The organism is Candidatus Aquicultor secundus (assembly GCF_002791875.1).
GTDB lineage: Bacteria > Actinomycetota > Aquicultoria > Aquicultorales > Aquicultoraceae > Aquicultor_A > Aquicultor_A secundus.
The window spans coordinates 1-17,846 of the sequence record NZ_PFNG01000038.1 but is presented as its reverse complement, the minus strand read 5'-3'; the positions used below and the strand labels follow the sequence as shown (position 1 = coordinate 17,846).

Below are 17,846 nucleotides of genomic sequence, written 5' to 3'. Positions count from 1 at the left end.
CTTTACCTATAGATACAGGAATAGCAAAGCATTTGAGGCACTTTCATTTTTCACAGATTTTGCTGTCGGCTGAAGCATTTAATCTATAAATGCCTCTATTTAAAACTTTCGAATAAAAAGCCACTTCAAGCGGCCAGTAGCGCTACGCTCACCCCTTGTACTGTTAAATTCACATCCATGGTGTATTGGCAATCACCGGTTCGCATACGTTTACAACACTCTAATTTTGAGCATAACTCCAACGTCTTAGATGTCTAGGCGGAAAACTCAGGTGCAAAGAAAAGGCATTTACCGTGCTGAAAAATACTTTTAGGCTTATCTGTCAGTTGAATAGTAGATGTGCTGGTAGAAAGAGCAATACATTTAAACAGATTATCGCCTATTTACTAGCTGGGATTACCTCGTATTTCATTAGGGCAGCGATCCGTACGAGCAGTTTGACGAGGCCTAAACCGAGGGTTATCGATGATCTTGCCACCAGCATTCAAGGCAAGTATGAGGATTTACGAGGCCAGGTCGAGGCTATAGCTGCACACGTTTATGAGAATATCGGATATTATTCACCGAGCATATGGACACATCCCTCACATATCATCAGGCTTGGCGTCGGTGATTGCAAGAACCAGGCTTCGCTTTTACAGGCCTTGTTTGAAAGGTGCGGGATTGCGTCGGAACTGATTGTCGGTGTGACTAATAGGTTGGATGGCATGTCTGATGTGCATGCCTGGGTACGCGTTGAGATAGACGGTGTAAGTCTTATATGCGATTCGACCATCTCGGGTAAGGCCATGGACGTAGCCGAATACGAAAATGCGGTAAGCGGGCTAGTTGATATAACCCCGGAGTACCTTCTGAAGGAGCCGATATCGGTAACGTACGGTGTCGGAAAGTTATCTTACCGGTAATGGTGCCGGCAGGATCAAATAGTCGCATGGCACTTATGCACATGAGAAATAACTAGACTTAACAGAGGGAGGTGATGGTGTGAAAAGAGCGTATGAAGCTCCAAAAATTGTTACATATGATGAGGAAAAATTCGATCCAAAATACCACAGAATCAACAGAAGCCGTCTACGCTTTAGGGGCCTATCTGTGTCATCAAACCACGCTTGCCCCTGCACGTGCGTGCCAAAATCAGGATAAACGTGGCGAGGGTTGGCTTATAAAAGAAGAGCCAGTTGATGCCATGCGACTATTTGATCTTATCAGATTACACTAGGCACATGTGTCATAGACAAGTTCATGCGAAAGGTTTCTGAATGGGAGCTATTCAACAAAGAGGAGAGATTTTAAGGAGAGAGCCCGGTGCCTCAACTAATTACAACTTTTATGGTATTTCCGTAGAGGTTATAGCCGAGAGCAAAGACTTGATACATGCGCTGAATCATATCTTCGCGCATTTTATGTGCGGAAAAGAAGGCAAGGCAGATTTAGCAGTAGAGCTTTCAGGTAAGAAGCGGTATCTTACAGCCTCCGTTCGTTCCGGTTTAAAAAGTTTTTCTTTTGATACGTGGCCTATTGCCTTATTAACCCCATCGAGTTCAGACGGGATGAGATCGTACAAGGTAAAAAGCGGCCTGGGCTTTTATGAGCTGCTGAGAACCGCCTACTTTACGGTTTTCTCTTTTGTGTTGGCTAACCTTGGCGATTTCTTACAATTTCATGCCGGCGCCGTTGCCAAAGGTGAGGCAGGAATAATTTTCCCCGGTGGCTCCGGCAGCGGTAAAACGACCCTTGTTCTTGCGCTAACAAGGGCTGGGTATAGCTTTTTATCTGATGAGGTGTGTCTTATCGACCCTTCTAACCTAACCGTATCTTCTTTCCCGAGGAGCGTCTTCCTTGGCAAGGATGTCATCGACAAGTTCTCAGACCTTAAAGTTGGCAGAAACCGCGGAGACATCTTCATCACACGCGAGAAAAAATGCCTCATTGAAATCGATAAGAATTCGGTTTACCAAGAACGCTTACCTGCAAATATTCGCTATATTGTATTTCCCAACTACCAGCCAACAGAAAAAACAGACCTTAAAGAAATCACCGAAAATGAGACCATCGCACGACTTATAGCGGCAGGAAGCGTATTAAACATGACCCATCTCGGCGCTGATCAAGGGGCGGTGCTCGACTCCATTGTTGAAATTGTAACCAGCGTACCTTGTTTCGAACTGGTTACCTCTAATTTGGATGGCGCATTAACGGTTATCAATAACTTGATGATTTGAAGCTCTCCAATCCATATTTGCCCTGCAAGCTAAGTACCATGAGCTGCGTCGCCAGCTACCTTTACTGATATTTTAGCTAAGCTATACATATCCTATGCCTTCAGTGCCCGGTTAAAGGACGCTGGAATGGGATACTAAGATTGGCTTGTGGGTCTACCCTCAATATAAAAATAATAAATGGTTGTTTAGGTGGTTATTGTCATATCTAGCAGCATAGATTAGCAGTGGCCTCGTTTTTCGCAGTGTTTTATTGCGAACAAGAAGGGGTATTTCTGTTTCCTGGCTCACCTTAAATTAGGCATTCGGTATCCATACCAGGAAGAGCGAGGCGATTTCAATTTACGCAGTGGAGACTGAGCGGTTAATCAAAATATTTTACCCGCCGCGAGGCTTACTTAAGGTTGTATCCAAATCACCGTTGAAAAGTGAGTTGACGGCTGTCGATGAAGTCAGCCTTAAGGTTAACGAAGGCGAGGTCTTCGGGCTTCTTGGGCCGAACGGTGCCGGGAAGACGACACTTATAAAAATGCTTTGTACGCTTATTCGACCGACATCCGGGCGGGTATTGATCGGTGGGGTTGATATTTTGCAAGAGGAAGATAAAGCCAAACGCCTTATCGGCCTGGCCACGGCGGATGAGAGAAACTTTTATTGGCGTCTTACAGCCCGCGAAAACCTTGAGTTTTTCGCCGCTCTCTCCAACGTTCCCCGGGCTCGATTAAAGCGAGCAGTGAGCGAAGCGCTGGAGCAAGTTGGTCTAACCGACGCAGCCGATAACATGTTCTATAGTTTTTCGAGCGGCATGAAACAAAAACTTGGAATCGCTCGGGCACTTCTTGTTAATCCAAGAATCCTTTTTCTGGACGAGCCGACCAGAAGCCTTGATCCAATAACGGCGTTAGGCGTCAAGCAACTTATCAGGAAAAGGTTCGCTGATGATCAGGGTAAAACGATTTTCTTGTCCACCCACCGGTTGGAGGAAGCCGAGCAGCTTTGCGATAGGATCGCGATAATGGACGGCGGCAGGGTAATTTTTGTTGGTTCGGTTGGTGAGCTGAGAAAAAAGGTCACACAAAAAGACAAGTATATAGTTGAGACAAAAGGATTATCCGATAAATGGCTGGCCAAGGCGGCATTACGCGAAAGCCTTCATGATATATCTCTGAGTAACATCGATGGCAATGGAAGCTGGAGGCTTGAGGTAAAAACGCGGGAAGGCGATAGTGTTTCGAAACTTCTGGGTGAAATCGTGGCCGGCGGCGGTCGAGTTGTTTCGTGTTACAAGGAGCAATGCCGTCTGGAAGACTTATTCATCGACCTGGTTAAAGGAGGCCGATCAAACTGATGCTAAGTAAAATCATAGCCTTTTTAAAGCGAGACTTTAAATCTGAAGTAAGCTACCGCTTTTCTTTCTTGATGAACCTCTTCAGCATATTATTTTCGATCGCCACCTTTTTCTTTCTCTCAAAACTCATTGGTAAATCGGTCGGCTTTCAACTTAAGGAGTATGGGGGGGATTACTTTTCTTTTGTCTTAATAGGCATAGCGTTCTCCAGCTTCTTAGGAACCGGGCTTAGCAGCTTCTCTTCAACAATTAGCGGTGCCCAGTCAGAGGGGACGCTTGAAGCAATGCTTATCACTCCAACTAAGGTTTCGGGGATTATCGTCATGGCCTCTCTGTGGGATTTTCTAATGACAGCTTTTGACGTGATCTTATACCTCGCCCTTGGCTCGTTGCTTTTTGGCGTTAACTTAAGTAAGGCCAACGTTCCAGGTGCATTGCTCGTGCTTATTCTTACAGTAACCGCATTTAGCGGGCTTGGGATAATTTCAGCCAGCTTTATTATGGTGCTCAAACGCGGAGACCCGATTAACTGGCTATTTGGAACCTTCTCGAGCTTCGTCGGAGGGACCTTTTTCCCGATAACCGTGCTGCCGGTCTGGCTGCAGAAGATGGCCTACTTGTTCCCGATATTTTACGCGCTAAGGGCGATGCGACATGCAGTATTACAGGGGTTTTCTTTCATGGCATTACTTCCAGACATCGCTGCGTTGGCGCTATTTTCCTTAATCATCCTGCCAATCAGCATGGTGGCATTTAAAAAGGCTATTAAGTTTGCAAAAACCGATGGGAGTTTGGTGACGTATTAATGAAAGCACTTATCGCAGGAGGAGCGGGTTTTATTGGGTCGCATCTTTGCCGTTTACTACTAGCAAAAGGTTTTGAGGTTATCTGTGTCGATAACCTAATGACCTCGACATTGGACAGTATTGCAACTCTAATGGGAAGAAAGGGCTTTCATTTTATTAAACATGATATACGGGTACCGCTAGCAATTGGTGGCATTGATTATGTTTTCAACTTGGCAAGCCCGGCAAGCCCTATTCATTACCAAAAACGGCCAATTGACACCCTGATAATTAATGGTACCGGCACATATGAGTTGCTTAAACTTGCGGTGGACAATAAAGCGCGTTTCCTATTGGCCTCAACTTCAGAAGTTTATGGTGACCCAAAGCTACATCCGCAACCGGAACAATACTGGGGAAATGTAAATCCGGTTGGAGTACGCAGCTGTTACGATGAGGGGAAACGTTTTGCTGAATCCCTTACCACGGCGTTTTCAAATGAATATTCACTAGATACGAGGATCGTGCGGATATTCAATACCTACGGGCCATTTATGCGTCCAGATGATGGCAGGGTTATACCTAACTTTGTGAACCAGGCACTTAAAGGCAGACCGATGACCATCTATGGCGATGGATTACGTACACGCAGCCTTTGCTTTATAGATGACTTGGTTCGGGGCCTTTATCTTGCGGCTATTTCTGATTCCATCGATGTAAAGCCAATAAACATCGGATCGGGCGATGAGAGGACGCTATTAGAGCTGGCAAACCTAATTAAGGCATTAGTTGGTTCATCCTCTGATCTTAAATTTTTACCAGCTTTAGAGGACGAACCAACTAAGCGGAAGCCCGATATAACTAGAGCAAAGCAAGCTCTAGGATGGGAACCATTAACAAGTTTGGAAGAAGGGCTAGCGGTGACTATAGCTTGGTTCAGTGAGCTAAGGTCACTTAAAGAGGAGACTACGCATGAATATCCTAGGTAGTAAACTGCATATATTCAAAGATAATGCCTTTAATCGAACAAGCTTTTCATTACATGCAAAGCGGACCCTAGATGTCTTTATAGTATTAGGTGCAATACCGCTATTGCTACCAATATTCGCTACTATTGCTGTTTTAATCAAGTTTGACTCTAGGGGCCCGGTCATATTTAAACAAACCAGAATTGGCAAAGGCGGCAAGCCGTTTAACATGTATAAATTCCGCTCTATGTATGATGCTGATCACGATAACGCTCATAAGGATTTTGTGCGTTCGCTCTTTAGCGATCAGAGCCAGCATACCCATGATACTATTTATAAGGTTATAGACGATGGGCGGATTACACGGATAGGTGCTTTTTTACGGAAAACCAGCCTTGATGAGTTACCACAGCTTGTAAATGTACTTAAAGGGGAAATGAGCCTAGTGGGCCCGCGACCTGATCTGCCGTATTCTGTTGAACTCTACGAGCAAAATCACCTCAAACGCTTTATTGTATTGCCAGGAATAACTGGCCTTTGGCAGGTCAGTGGACGGTCAAGTACATCACTGTTGGAGATGCTTGATCTTGATATTGACTATGCTGATAACTGGTCTTTCTGGTTAGATATCAAAATCCTTGCACGCACAATAATAGTTGTAATAACGGGACAGGGGGCATCTTAGATGATGAATAAAAAAGTTAATGTGGCACTTATTGGCTATGGTTATTGGGGGCCCAACTTACTGAGAAATTTAAAAAGCTATACAGAGTGTAACGTTGAATATGTGTGCGATCGTTCGCTAGACCGGTTGCACAGGGTAAGGAATCATTACCCTAACCAGCCAGTAACTCAAGATTTCAACTCCGTTATCAACAATCCGCATATAGATGCGCTTGTCATAGCCACACCGATATCAACTCACTTTTCTCTGGCAATGCGGTCTATTGAGGCCAAAAAGCATGTGCTGGTTGAAAAACCACTAACAGATAATGCACACGACGGCGAGGTACTGGTGCGGGCCGCTTCGAGAAGGGGTGTAAAGCTTATGGTAGGGCACACCTTTCTTTTTAGTCCGCCGGTTCGGAAAATTAAAGAGATTATTGATAGCGGCGGGCTGGGGAGTATCTACTATGTTTCTATGAGCAGAGTTAACCCAGGTCTACACCAAAATGATGCAAGCGTAATTTCCGATGTTGATGTTGTATGGGATTTAGCGCCCCATGATATATCGATGTTGCTATATTGGCTAAGTGAGGAGCCGGCTAGCGTACATACATGCGGCCGTGGTTGTATGCGGCCGGATGTGCCGGATGTGGCTTTTATTAATATAAGCTTTCCATCCGGTGTAATTGCTGAAATCCATCTAAGTTGGTTATCACCCGTGAAGATTCGTCGCACGATGGTTGTCGGTAGCAAAAAGGTAATTATTTACGATGATACCGAGAGCATAGAAAAAGTTAGAGTTTTTGAGCATGGCGCTGAGTTCGTGGAAAACGAGTCTTTCGGCGAATTTCTCTGGTCGTATCAAACCGGTGATGTCTACGCACCGAGGTTGGATAACTATGAACCACTTGCGTCTGAAATCAAGCATTTTCTTGATTGTATAGTCAATGACAACAACCCGATTACCGATGGGTTAGCGGGATTGCAAGTTGTTAGAACACTTGATGCGGCAAGTAAATCGCTGTTGGAAGCAACAAACACTTTTGGGGAGGGGTCTAATGGAGGCAATGGACAGCATGATCGCAAGCCTGAACATGATCTATCCTAATGTATCAATTGGTGATGATGCGCTGATCGAAGCTCCATGTGTAATTGGAAAACCTCCGCGCAACACCGCTGCAGGAGAACTTGCGACCGTCATTGGAGAACATGCAATTATTCGTCCATTTAGCACCATTTATGCGGGCGTTGAAATAGGTGCGCGGTTTCAATGTGGCCAAGGTGTAAGTATTCGTGAGGGCAATACTATTGCTGAAGATGTTAGCATCGGAACGAATGCCGTGCTGGAGTATGGCAATAAGATTGGCTCAAGGGTGCGCATTCACACCGGGTGTTTTCTTGAGGATGTTACGCTTGAAGATGATGTAATCATTGCACCGCATGTGGTATTTACCGACGATCTGCACCCACGTTGTCCCCGTTACAGCGAGTGCAGAGGTGGCGCGATCGTAAAATGTGGAGCGCGAATCGGCGCTAGCGTAACAATTTTACCGGGCGTAACTATCGGTGAAAATGCGCTGGTTGGCGCCGGGTCTGTTGTCACCAAAAACGTTCCTGCCAATGCAGTAGCCGTTGGCAATCCCGCAAGAGTTATAAAGTTTATTGACGACCTTGAATGTAGTAGCGGAATATTTTCCAGGCCGTACGTATGGGTGTCGCAGAAAAAAGCCAGTTGAGAGATAAAGGTAGGGATGAATAAAATTGGCGTTATTGTATTTCCACCATATCAAGCCAGGCTTAAGTGAGCTGGTTACTGCAAATATAGACGGGCAGAGGATATTCTTCGCTAGCGACGTTAATTGGTGGGGTACGGCAAACGGCCCGAGTCCGATCGGTAGCGGGGACGCAATTAGTTACCATACTGATTCCGTAACCGGTGTTAGAGTATATGATGTGGATGCCGATCCATGGCTAACCAGTGCCCCGTTTTAGTGTTTAAAAGCTTAACCTTAGTAAAGGCCCGCTATGAAAGCGGGCCTTTACAATGCATCAAATTATTACTGTTCCGCCAGTCAGAACTCTAACATTATATATAAACATTATATAAGCAACTAGATTGTTTAGGGGCGGCCCCTTAAAGCGGCCGCCTTTCTGCTTTTAGTGGGGCCACACGGGTTGCATTACGAATACCCCACACGGTATGACGTCGTATTTTTATCTTGCAAAACAGGTAAAGCGCGGGCTATTTTCCTTGCTAAAGTGCTCTGTTTCTGTTAATCTGGACTTGTTTAGGCAGGCTAAAAAGGCGTTAACGCAGAGGTTATTCATCACCCCTGTCAGGTTTGCTTGCCTAAACACCAAAATTGCGCTTCCTGACGGGGGTGCCCCATTTTGAAAAAGACGGTTGTAACGTCACGGATATGGAGAGTTGCAAGTTCTATTATGGAGCTTAATCCTGGAAGGCGAAAAACAGCTTTATTGATAACCTTCGGGCTGATTATATTAGCAATAGTCCTCGCTCTGGTTGCCCCGGAAGAAAAAACTCTAGGAAACTACATCAGACTAATCTACATACACGCGGCAGTAACCTGGGTCGGCATGGCTATGTTTGCAATCTCGGGTTTACTCAGCCTTTTTTATTTTGCCGGCCTTATCACCCGAAGCGGACCGCTTGCCAAGAAGACCACCAACGTCCTCCACTTATCATCGGCCAGCCAATCGACAGCGATTCTGTTCTGGACCGCCAGCGTTATTATGGGCTCATATGCCGCCTCGCTTACCTGGGGCGGGAGATGGTGGACCGAGCCGCGCCTGCGGGTTGCGGTCATTATTCTGTTAATGGCGATTGTCGCGTTTATTCTCAGGTTGATAGTGCAGAGCGCACCGGTGCGGGCCGGTATAAACCTTGGGTTGCCCGTTATATCGGTGTTGCTGCTTACAAAGACAGGTAAGCTAGTGCATCCCAATAACGCCTTTGCCAGGTCGGATTCATTCCAGATAAAGCTGTTTGTCGGCCTTATTACGCTGGTATTTATCGTTGTAGCAATCAACGTCACGCGGCTATTTATCGCCGGGTTCAAGGATAAAGAGGCCAGGGTTTACGATTGACCCGACCAGCTTTTATATATATGCTACAAAGCATAGTAGACATAGCAAAAAAAAGGTTTGGAATGCCCCGTAGGCCGGTTGCCGGCGGGGCACGGAGATAGAATTTGGAGGGAGACTTAGATGGTTGATAGCAAAAGCAAGACAAGGTTGCTTATCGTTACCGGCATCCTTCTTGTTGTCATCGGCGTCATGATCTGGCAGTCGCTGGGCTCGGGCGCATCGGTATCTTACTATAAAAAAATAGCTGAAGTAACGCGCGATTCGTCTTTTGTCGGAAAAAACGTAAATGTCGGCGGCCAGGTTAAAAAAGGCTCTGTTATAAATAAGGGCCACACCTGCACGTTTACGATTGTTGATCAGAAGGACAATACTCAACAATTAGCGGTTGAGTATTCGAAGCAGCTGCCATCGACCTTCGGCGACGGCATCGATGTCGTAGCGGAGGGCAAGCTGGTTTCGAAAGGCAAGGTAGTCGCCGATAGCATCGTCACTAAGTGCCCTTCGAAATACGATTCGAAGAAGAAATCAGGAGGAAAATAGCTTATGCGTATGATTGGCTTGCTCGCCCTTCTCGTGGCGATAGCGATATCCGTTTTTTCAGCTTACAGCTTCTATCTGGGCAACAAAGCTAAACCGCGAAAAGGGGAGCAGCAACAAAAACTGGCCAGTTGGGGCATGGTCTGGCAGTTCATAAGCGTGACCTTTGCAAGTCTCACCCTGGTTCTTGCTTTTATTAACAATGACTTTACGTTCGGCTATGTCGCCGAGCACTCCTCCCAGACGATGAGCGTGTTCTATAAGATATCCGCGTTCTGGGCCGGTCATGAGGGCTCGTTGTTGCTATGGCTCTGGATGCTGACCGGGTACACTGCGGTTCTGGCGCTGTCCAATTTAAAAAGCAACGACCGTCTAAAATCGATGGCGTTATATATCTCCAACTACGTCCAGCTCTTCCTGGTCATCACGATTATTGCCGCGACCAACCCATTTAAAGGCCCGATCCCCGAGATGAATGGGGTGGGCGCCGGTCTTAACCCGCTCTTGATGCACTGGGCGATGGTTCTTCATCCGCCGACGCTTTTCATGGGATATGCGGGCATGACCATACCGTTTGCCTTTGCGATTTCGGCGCTTATAGACAGAGACGCCACGCGCGCGTGGATCGACCGCGCTCATAAATGGACGCTCTTTGCGTGGCTCTTTTTGACCGTCGGGATATTCTTAGGTGCGCTTTGGGCCTACGTTGTTCTCGGCTGGGGCGGCTACTGGGGCTGGGACCCGGTGGAGAACGCATCGATCCTGCCATGGCTTACCGGCACCGCACTTTTACATACCTTTACCATGTATCGCCGCAGGGGCGGCATGAAGCTATGGGCGATATGGCTTGCGTCGCTCTCGTTTATCATGGTCGTTATGGCGACGTTTATTACGCGCTCGGGCCTTATCAGCTCGGTCCACGCGTTTCCCGATATCAGGGTAGACCTCACCTTGTTATTTGGCGGCCTCATGCTCTTTGTTCTCGGCTTAACGGCATATTTGTCGCGTAGCAGGAGCAAGGAGTTCGAGACCCAGGAGTTCTTCAAGGACTTCCTCTCCCGCCACTTCACCTATTACTTAAACAACGTGGCGCTTGTGACCTTTACCTTTATCATCCTTGGCGCGACGGTCATCCCGCCGTTCTTTAAGACCTCGGTCGGCCCGGACTTTTACAATGCCCTGGCCAAACCTCTTGGAGCGCTTTACCTGTTGCTCGTCGTCACCTGTCCGTTCCTCGGCTGGACCAAGACGGACCCGGGTAAGCTGCTTAAACACCTTGCCGTACCGGCGGTATCGGCCGTCGTGCTGGCGGTTCCGCTGTATCTTTTCGGAGGGAACATCTTCAATTTCGCCCAGACCTTAAACGCCGGCTCGGGAAATATTGTTACGCAAGCATTTAACTTCGTTCTTCTCGTAGTACCGATATTTGCCATCATCGCCGTTCTCGAACTCTTCTATATCACCGCAAGCACGAGGGCCAAGGGCCGTGGCGTCGGGTTCTTCTCGGGGCTCGTTGCGCTCTTTAAGTTCAATCGCAGCACGGCCGGGGGATTTGTAGGTCACCTCGGCATGGCTGTTATGATGATAGGAATCGCCGGCTCTCAGCTTTACGTGCAGGATATTCCGGCAACGATTAAGAACCAGCCGGGCCAAACCATCCAGGTCAGCAATTACACCTTGAAGTATGCTGGGACTAAAGAGTCCCAAAAGCCGGAAGAATATGTGGTTAATGCCAACTTTGATATGCTGGACCGTACCACCGGCAAGTTCCTGCGGCGGATCAGCCCCCAGCTTATCTTTCATGAAGCCCAGCAGCAGCAAACAACAAAAGCGGCCATCTATTACGAGCCGTTCAGAGACATATTCGTCGTTTTAAACAGCATCGACCCGCAGGGCAACCTTTCGCTTAATATAAAGGTAAATCCGCTGATATCATTCGTCTGGATCGGAAGCTTTATCCTGGCGCTGGGTGCCATGGTTTCAATGTGGCCCAAGGCGGTTGCCGTAACCGAGGAGGCCGAGGACGAAGCGGATGCAACCGAGCCGAAGAAAAAAGTTAAAGCGGGCAAGCGTAAAGAAGCGTTGGCGGGGGCCGAATAAGCTGTTTATGAAACAAGTAGTGGAGCCTTTGGAAAAAGAAAAAGAAGGGGATGCTTCGGGCATGTCCCCCGAGGTCGAAGTAAAGAACCTCTCAAAAGTATTCGGGAAACGAAAAGTTCTCGATGACATATCCTTTGAGCTTGAAAGGGGCGGATTTCTCTCGCTGTTTGGACCAAACGGCGCGGGTAAAACTACGCTTATCAAGATAATCTCAACACTTATCGCGCCGAGCAGCGGGGAGGTTCGCCTCTCAGGCATGGACCCCACGAAAAACTCGGCGGCCATAAGGGCTAAAATCGGGCTTATCTCGCATAGCCCATTGCTGTACCTCGACTTAAGCGCCGAGGAAAACCTGCACTTTTACGGTGCGATGTACGGCGTCGAAAACGTGGATGCGCGAATCGACGAACTTTTGGACCAGGTTGAACTGGGGCACCGGCGCTACGATTTGGTGCGCACCTTTTCCAAGGGTATGACCCAACGTCTTGCGATTGCACGTGCCCTTCTTCACAAACCGTCGGTGCTTTTCCTGGATGAGCCGCACACCGGTCTCGACCCGCATGCCGTCGATATTCTTGAGAGTCTCATCGACAGCATCCGCAAGAACCACACGTTTATTATGATCACGCACAACATCGACCGGGGCATCTCTCTTTGCTCTAAGGCGATGATTCTGTATAACGGGCAGATCGTTTTCTACCAGGATAAAAACGAGCTTGATATCGATAAGTTTAAAAGCATCTACCACCAGCGCGTAAGGGGTGACTCGTAATGTCGGGCGGTCGCCAGATCGGCGCAATCGTCAAAAAGGATATCATCGCCGAGCTTAGAACTAAAGAGATGGTCGTCTCCATGTTCCTGTTTGTGCTGCTTATCATGGTAGCGTTTCATTACGGGTTTGGCACGACGACCGATTTTAGCCCGTTTGCCGGCGGCCTGATATGGATCGCGTTTTTGTTTACGTCGCTGCTGGGCTTAAACCGCTCCTTCGTCCACGAAAAGGATGAGGGGTGCCTTGAGGGGTTGCTCCTCTCGCCGGTAGACAGGCCGAATATTTTCTTTGGTAAGATGATCGGCAACTTCATATTCTTAACGATCGTCGAGATCATCGCGGTGCCGCTCTATCTGGTGATGCTTAACCTCTCAATACGGGGGTCTGTTCCGATGTTTATCCTGGCAATCGTCTTAAGTAACATCGGGATATGCGTCGTCGGGACGCTTCTTTCGACGATATCGATTAATACGAAAATGAGGGATATGCTGCTGCCGCTTATTTACCTGCCGATTAGCTCGCCGATTCTTATCTGCGCCGTGACTTCAACCAACGGGATAATGGGCGGCGTAACGGGTGAAAAGTTCGCCCCCGTGATAAGCGCAATGAAAATACTAGCGGCGTATGATATAATGTTCTTGCTGGTAGCATATGCTCTTTACGATTTTGTTATAGGGGAATGATTATGAAAAAGGCGATTACTATACTGTTAGGCATCGGAAGCGTCCTGTTACTTACCGGCATCGCATACGCATTTCTTGTCGCGCCCATCGCCGTCGATCCTAATACCGGTAAAGAGGTATTTCACCAGAAGATACTGTACTTCCACGTGCCGGTCGCCGAGACATCGCTCGTATCGTTTATTCTTGCGGCGGTCTTCGGCGCGCTCTTTCTTTACAAAAGGGAGCGCAAATACGATTTCTTAAGCCTTGCGGCGGTCGAGCTTGGCTTTATGTATGGTCTACTCGTTGAGATGACCGGTATGATGTGGGATAAGGCGGCCTGGGGCGTATGGTGGCAGTGGGAGCCGAGGCTTACAACATACCTCATCCTGATGCTCATGTATTCAGGATACTTTGTCATGCGCTCGTCGATCGGCGAGGACAGCACCAAGGCCCGCTTTGGCGCGGTCTACGCAATCATCGCCGCGGTCAACGTCCCGCTGACGTTTTTCGCGATCAGGCTTATCCCCTCGATACATCCGATACTTTTTGATTCGTCGGGGGCAGGCCTGGAAGGGCCGCTTCTCGTGGCGTTTCTGGTCTCGATGTTCGGGATGACGTTCTTTTACGTATCGCTTCTTCTAACGCGGTATCAGATGTTTGGGGTAAGCGAGGAACTTGATATTTTGAAGAACCAAATTGGAGGTTAGTGCTATGAAGGACCAATTGCCATACGTAGTTGGCGTCTATATGGGTATCTGGGTGGTGCTTCTCGGATACGTATTCATAGTCAACAACAAACTTTCGGGGTTAAAAAAAGAACTCGGCGCCCTGAGTAAGGCCGTCGAAAAGAAGAACAAATAATGACTCCCAAGAAACTTTTAACGGGTTTGGAGCGAATTATTTGGAAAAGTTAACTATTATACTCTTTTGGCTGGCGCTCGTATCGGGTGTCGTCAGCAGTCTTGCTTACATAGGTAACTTCGCAGCAAGGGCCGAGCGCCGGGTGCATGTATATACGGCGCTTGGAGCGGCGTTAGGTTCGTTCGCGCTTTTGCTGCTTGTTATATTTTTAAGGGCTCAGGCGCTGGGCATCTCGCAAACGGCCGGGCCCTTTACGGTGAGGATTATTTTTGCGGCGTTCATCATCGGCGTTTTTCTTTTAATTGAGTCGATTTACGCGGGAAAAAGCACCAAGGTTAAGGCGCTCGGTACGGTCGTCATGCCGGTTGCGGTTATCCTGCAGTTTTTGGCCTGGCATGCATATGGCCTCAGCGAGCAGTTAACCCAGCAGCTCAGGAGCTACTGGGTCGGCATGCACGTGACCTTCGCGGTGCTGGCCTACGCATCGATGACCGTGGCGCTTGCGCTGGCGGTTGCCTACATCTTGCAGGAAAAGCAACTAAAAAATATGCGGACCAAAAAACCCGGCAAGATTTTTCGCAAACTCCCGTCGCTTGAGATATCAGACGACCTGTGCCATAAATCCATCGCATTCAGCTTTACGTTTTTAACATTGGTCATAGCAACCGGTATCATGAGGGCGGAGATGTTGCCCGAGTGGTCGATGTGGTACATGGACCCGAAGATCCTTATGGCGATAGCCACCTGGGTCGTTTACGGATCGTACCTCGTTGTACGCGCCGCATTGGGGTGGCGTGGCAAGAGGGCGAACACCTTTGCGATCCTCGGGTTTGCCGTGGCGATCGCCACGTATCTCATCGGCAATATCGGTTTTATCACCGAGATCTTGCCGAGCATACACAGATATGGTGGGGGTCTCGGTTAAGTAATGGCTTTTTACCCGTTATATATAGACTTGGAAAGTAAGAAATGCGTCGTAATCGGCGGAGGAGATGTTGCTGAGAGAAAGGTTATGTCACTCATCGAGTGCGGGGCCGATGTTACGGTCGTAAGCCCGCAATTTACCCCGGGGCTTGCCCGCCTGGCAGAAGAAGGCCGCATAACGGCAACCGGGCGGGGCTACGAGCCGGGTGATATAGATGGGGCGACGCTCGCGATAGTGGCAACCGATAACAACGAGCTAAACAGGCAGGTTCATCAAGAAGCGACTGAAAAAAACATACCGGTTAATGTAGCGGATGTACCAGAGCTTTGTTCCTTCATCGTATCCTCGACAGTTCGCAGAGGCGACCTTGTTATAAGTATCTCTACCAGTGGAAGCTGTCCAGCCCTAGCAAAACACATTCGCAAACGGTTGCAACACGCGTTCGGGAGCGAATACGCGCGGTACTGTGAAGTCTTGAAGGAGTTTCGTGCGCAAATCGCCGGTAGATATGATGAGCCCGAAGAAAGAAAACAAGCCTTAAACAGGTTACTCAAGTCGGATGTACTCGATTTGATCAAGGAAGGTAAGGATGGCGAAGTAGAGGAAAGAGTACGGTCATGCATATAATTGTTGCCGGTCTAAGTCATAAGACGGCCCCAGTTGAGGTCAGGGAAACAGTGACGTTCCCCGAACAAATTTTATCGGATGCCCTGCACATGTTGACTGGTTACCCCAGCATCAACGAGGCGGTCATTCTATCTACGTGCAACCGCATGGAAATCTACGTGGTTGCCAACGACCCGGATAAGGGCAAGGACGACGTAATCCGCTTTATCAGTGATTACCACTCGCTGGAGCGCGATAAGCTCGAGAAGTACCTGTACTTCCGGGAGGGCAAAAATGCAATTCTGCATTTGTTCAGGGTTGCTTCAAGCCTTGATTCTATGGTGATAGGCGAGGCGCAGATCCTCGGCCAGGTAAAGACCGCGTATAACGCGGCATTTGAGGCCGAGGCGACTTCTACGGTCATGAACCGCCTCTTCCGCCACGGGTTTTCAGCGGGCAAGCGGGTGCGGACCGAGACGGAAATCGGCGAGAGCGCGGTCTCCATCAGCTACGCCGCGGTCGAGCTTGCCAAGAAGGTATTCGAATCCTTAAGCGGCAGGACGGTTATGTTAATCGGTGCCGGCGAGATGATCGAGCTTACGGCAACGCACTTGCTCAGCAACGGCGTAAGCAACGTCATTGTAACCAACCGCACCTATGAGCGCGCCGAGAGCCTTGCCCGGAAATATAACGGGGTTGCCGTGCGGTTTAACGACTTCGTCGACCAGATGGTCCACGCCGACATCGTAATCAGCTCGACGGGCGCCCCCCACTATGTCGTAACCAAAGACCATGTAAGCTTCGTGATGCAAAAGAGGAAGAACAAACCGATCTTCTTTATCGATATCGCGGTGCCTCGGGACATCGACCCGTCGGCCGCTAAGATTTACAACGTCTTCGCTTACGACATCGACGATCTGGACTCCGTCGTTCAGACCAACCTTGAGGAGAGGAAAAAGGCTGCTACAATAGCCGAGGAGATAGTCGAGCACGAGGTACTAAGCTTTAGCTCCTGGCTGGCCACCCTCGAAGTGGCGCCGACAATCGCAAGTCTCAGGCGCATGGCTGAGGAGATACGGCAAAAAGAGCTGGAGAAGCACCTGCGCAAGCTCCCGAACCTCTCGGAGGCCGAATTAAATACGGTCAACGCGCTTACGAGCGCAATCATAAACAAGCTGCTCCACCAGCCGATTGTCAAAGCCAAGGAGTACTCGACCCGAAAAGACGGCTATCTCTATATCGAGTCCCTGAAAGTGCTGTTTAACATCGAAGACGAAGAAGAAGATGAAGAGCCGGAGGGCGCCTCAGCCTTTGTCTCAAAGCCCGAGGCTTCATTTAAGATTAATAGGTGATTAGATGACAAAAAAGAAATTCATTCTTGGAACCCGCGGGAGCAAACTGGCGCTCTGGCAATCGGAGCACGTGGCTTCGATCTTACAAGAAAAAGCCGGGGTTGAGGTCGAGTTAAAGATCATCAAAACCCAGGGGGATAAAATCCTCGACGTGGCGCTGTCGCGCATCGGGGACAAAGGGCTTTTTGTAAAAGAAATCGAGACCGCTTTGCTTGAATGCGAGGCCGATCTGGCCGTGCACAGCAGCAAGGATGTGCCGACGCAGATTCCCGAGGGCTTAACGCTCGGCGCTTTTCTAAAACGGGTCGATCCCAGGGATGTATTGATATCAAAGAGCGGGCAGGGACTTGACGCATTGCCCGCCGGTTCGGTCATCGGCACGAGTTCACTGCGCAGGATAGCGCAGATACTGCACCGCCGCCCCGATTTAAAAATCGAGGACGTGAGGGGCAACCTCGATACGAGGCTTCGCAAGATGGATGACGGATTGTTCGACGCCATCGTGCTTGCCGCAGCGGGCCTTGATAGGATGGGCTGGGCTGAAGGGATTACCGAGCGCATTCCGTCAGACGTTATGCTCTCGGCCGTTGGCCAGGGCGCAATCGCCGTTGAGGTTCGCGAAGGTGATGAGGATATGCGCGAACTCATGACCTATCTCGAAGACCCGGCAACGAGGGCCGCTGTTACCGCCGAGCGGGCGCTTTTGCGCGAACTTGAAGGCGGCTGCCAGATACCGATAGGCGCCCTGGGCGTTCTTGAGGATGGCGTATTAAAACTCGACGGAATGGTCGCGGGCCTCGATGGCTCACGTCTCATCAGGGACAGCATCACCGGTGCCCCCGAAGAGGCCGATGAGCTTGGCGTGCGACTTGCAGATAAATTGAAAAAGCAGGGCGCGGACGAAATCCTCGCCGAAGTCAGGGCCGAGATTACC

Annotated in this window: 20 protein-coding genes; all 20 read left to right on the top strand. The window is 49.0% G+C overall.

Annotated elements, in window-relative coordinates; genetic code table 11:
- Positions 1-437: 437 nt before the first annotated feature.
- Positions 438-905 (top strand): transglutaminase-like domain-containing protein, encoded by a 468-nt coding sequence (locus COY37_RS01560; RefSeq protein ID WP_286678048.1) that lies wholly within the window; start codon positions 438-440, stop codon positions 903-905.
- A gap of 354 nt (positions 906-1,259) precedes the next feature.
- On the top strand, positions 1,260-2,222 hold the full coding sequence (locus tag COY37_RS01555; protein ID WP_286678047.1) for an ABC transporter ATP-binding protein: 963 nt from the start codon (positions 1,260-1,262) through the stop codon (positions 2,220-2,222).
- Positions 2,223-2,640: 418 nt separating this feature from the next.
- On the top strand, positions 2,641-3,567 hold the full coding sequence (locus tag COY37_RS01550) for an ABC transporter ATP-binding protein (RefSeq protein WP_286678046.1): 927 nt from the start codon (positions 2,641-2,643) through the stop codon (positions 3,565-3,567).
- Positions 3,567-4,373 carry an ABC transporter permease gene (locus COY37_RS01545; protein WP_286678045.1) on the top strand — a complete coding sequence of 269 codons (807 nt, stop codon included), beginning with the start codon at positions 3,567-3,569 and terminating at the stop codon, positions 4,371-4,373. The genes COY37_RS01550 and COY37_RS01545 overlap by 1 nt, the downstream gene beginning before the upstream one ends.
- Complete coding sequence (locus COY37_RS01540) at positions 4,373-5,341, top strand: UDP-glucuronic acid decarboxylase family protein (RefSeq protein WP_286975683.1); 969 nt, start codon at positions 4,373-4,375, stop codon at positions 5,339-5,341. The genes COY37_RS01545 and COY37_RS01540 overlap by 1 nt, the downstream gene beginning before the upstream one ends.
- Positions 5,325-6,005 (top strand): sugar transferase, encoded by a 681-nt coding sequence (locus COY37_RS01535; RefSeq protein WP_286679420.1) that lies wholly within the window; start codon positions 5,325-5,327, stop codon positions 6,003-6,005. Before COY37_RS01540 ends, COY37_RS01535 begins: the two co-directional genes overlap by 17 nt.
- Positions 6,006-7,094: a Gfo/Idh/MocA family protein gene (locus tag COY37_RS01530; protein ID WP_286679421.1), complete on the top strand. Its 1,089-nt coding sequence runs from the start codon at positions 6,006-6,008 to the stop codon at positions 7,092-7,094.
- Positions 7,045-7,722, top strand: a complete 678-nt coding sequence (locus COY37_RS01525) for an acyltransferase (protein ID WP_286679422.1) — start codon at positions 7,045-7,047, stop codon at positions 7,720-7,722. Before COY37_RS01530 ends, COY37_RS01525 begins: the two co-directional genes overlap by 50 nt.
- 25 nt (positions 7,723-7,747) lie before the next feature.
- Positions 7,748-7,978 carry a hypothetical protein gene (locus COY37_RS01520; protein ID WP_286975680.1) on the top strand — a complete coding sequence of 77 codons (231 nt, stop codon included), beginning with the start codon at positions 7,748-7,750 and terminating at the stop codon, positions 7,976-7,978.
- Between the two features lie 399 nt (positions 7,979-8,377).
- Positions 8,378-9,094 carry a cytochrome c biogenesis protein CcsA gene (gene ccsA / locus COY37_RS01515; protein WP_286678215.1) on the top strand — a complete coding sequence of 239 codons (717 nt, stop codon included), beginning with the start codon at positions 8,378-8,380 and terminating at the stop codon, positions 9,092-9,094.
- 120 nt (positions 9,095-9,214) lie between these two features.
- On the top strand, positions 9,215-9,634 hold the full coding sequence (locus tag COY37_RS01510) for a cytochrome c maturation protein CcmE (RefSeq protein ID WP_286678216.1): 420 nt from the start codon (positions 9,215-9,217) through the stop codon (positions 9,632-9,634).
- 3 nt (positions 9,635-9,637) lie between these two features.
- Positions 9,638-11,731, top strand: coding sequence for a heme lyase CcmF/NrfE family subunit (locus COY37_RS01505; protein ID WP_286678217.1), 2,094 nt, complete (start codon positions 9,638-9,640; stop codon positions 11,729-11,731).
- 7 nt (positions 11,732-11,738) lie between these two features.
- Entirely contained in the window at positions 11,739-12,503 is a 765-nt protein-coding gene (locus tag COY37_RS01500; RefSeq protein ID WP_286678218.1) for an ABC transporter ATP-binding protein, read from the top strand.
- On the top strand, positions 12,503-13,186 hold the full coding sequence (locus COY37_RS01495; protein ID WP_286678219.1) for a heme exporter protein CcmB: 684 nt from the start codon (positions 12,503-12,505) through the stop codon (positions 13,184-13,186). The genes COY37_RS01500 and COY37_RS01495 overlap by 1 nt, the downstream gene beginning before the upstream one ends.
- 2 nt (positions 13,187-13,188) lie before the next feature.
- Positions 13,189-13,875, top strand: a complete 687-nt coding sequence (locus COY37_RS01490) for a cytochrome c biogenesis protein (RefSeq protein WP_286678220.1) — start codon at positions 13,189-13,191, stop codon at positions 13,873-13,875.
- 4 nt (positions 13,876-13,879) lie between these two features.
- Positions 13,880-14,029: a CcmD family protein gene (locus COY37_RS01485; RefSeq protein ID WP_286678221.1), complete on the top strand. Its 150-nt coding sequence runs from the start codon at positions 13,880-13,882 to the stop codon at positions 14,027-14,029.
- Between the two features lie 40 nt (positions 14,030-14,069).
- Positions 14,070-14,954, top strand: coding sequence for a cytochrome C assembly family protein (locus tag COY37_RS01480; RefSeq protein ID WP_286678222.1), 885 nt, complete (start codon positions 14,070-14,072; stop codon positions 14,952-14,954).
- Between the two features lie 3 nt (positions 14,955-14,957).
- On the top strand, positions 14,958-15,581 hold the full coding sequence (locus COY37_RS01475) for a precorrin-2 dehydrogenase/sirohydrochlorin ferrochelatase family protein (protein WP_286678223.1): 624 nt from the start codon (positions 14,958-14,960) through the stop codon (positions 15,579-15,581).
- A complete protein-coding gene (hemA, locus tag COY37_RS01470; RefSeq protein ID WP_286678224.1) occupies positions 15,572-16,912 on the top strand; it encodes a glutamyl-tRNA reductase in 1,341 nt (446 codons plus the stop codon). The genes COY37_RS01475 and hemA overlap by 10 nt, the downstream gene beginning before the upstream one ends.
- A gap of 4 nt (positions 16,913-16,916) precedes the next feature.
- Positions 16,917-17,846: hydroxymethylbilane synthase (gene hemC, locus COY37_RS01465; RefSeq protein WP_286975674.1), on the top strand; the 930-nt coding region annotated here is incomplete at its 3' end.

Coding starts and splice junctions, on each gene's coding strand:
- COY37_RS01555 (WP_286678047.1), top strand. CDS start 1,260: ATGGGAGCTATTCAACAAAGAGGAGAGATTTTAAGGAGAGAGCCCGGT.
- COY37_RS01545 (WP_286678045.1), top strand. CDS start 3,567: ATGCTAAGTAAAATCATAGCCTTTTTAAAGCGAGACTTTAAATCTGAA.
- COY37_RS01540 (WP_286975683.1), top strand. CDS start 4,373: ATGAAAGCACTTATCGCAGGAGGAGCGGGTTTTATTGGGTCGCATCTT.
- COY37_RS01535 (WP_286679420.1), top strand. CDS start 5,325: ATGAATATCCTAGGTAGTAAACTGCATATATTCAAAGATAATGCCTTT.
- COY37_RS01530 (WP_286679421.1), top strand. CDS start 6,006: ATGATGAATAAAAAAGTTAATGTGGCACTTATTGGCTATGGTTATTGG.
- COY37_RS01525 (WP_286679422.1), top strand. CDS start 7,045: ATGGAGGCAATGGACAGCATGATCGCAAGCCTGAACATGATCTATCCT.
- COY37_RS01510 (WP_286678216.1), top strand. CDS start 9,215: ATGGTTGATAGCAAAAGCAAGACAAGGTTGCTTATCGTTACCGGCATC.
- COY37_RS01505 (WP_286678217.1), top strand. CDS start 9,638: ATGCGTATGATTGGCTTGCTCGCCCTTCTCGTGGCGATAGCGATATCC.
- COY37_RS01500 (WP_286678218.1), top strand. CDS start 11,739: ATGAAACAAGTAGTGGAGCCTTTGGAAAAAGAAAAAGAAGGGGATGCT.
- COY37_RS01495 (WP_286678219.1), top strand. CDS start 12,503: ATGTCGGGCGGTCGCCAGATCGGCGCAATCGTCAAAAAGGATATCATC.
- COY37_RS01490 (WP_286678220.1), top strand. CDS start 13,189: ATGAAAAAGGCGATTACTATACTGTTAGGCATCGGAAGCGTCCTGTTA.
- COY37_RS01485 (WP_286678221.1), top strand. CDS start 13,880: ATGAAGGACCAATTGCCATACGTAGTTGGCGTCTATATGGGTATCTGG.
- COY37_RS01475 (WP_286678223.1), top strand. CDS start 14,958: ATGGCTTTTTACCCGTTATATATAGACTTGGAAAGTAAGAAATGCGTC.
- hemA (WP_286678224.1), top strand. CDS start 15,572: ATGCATATAATTGTTGCCGGTCTAAGTCATAAGACGGCCCCAGTTGAG.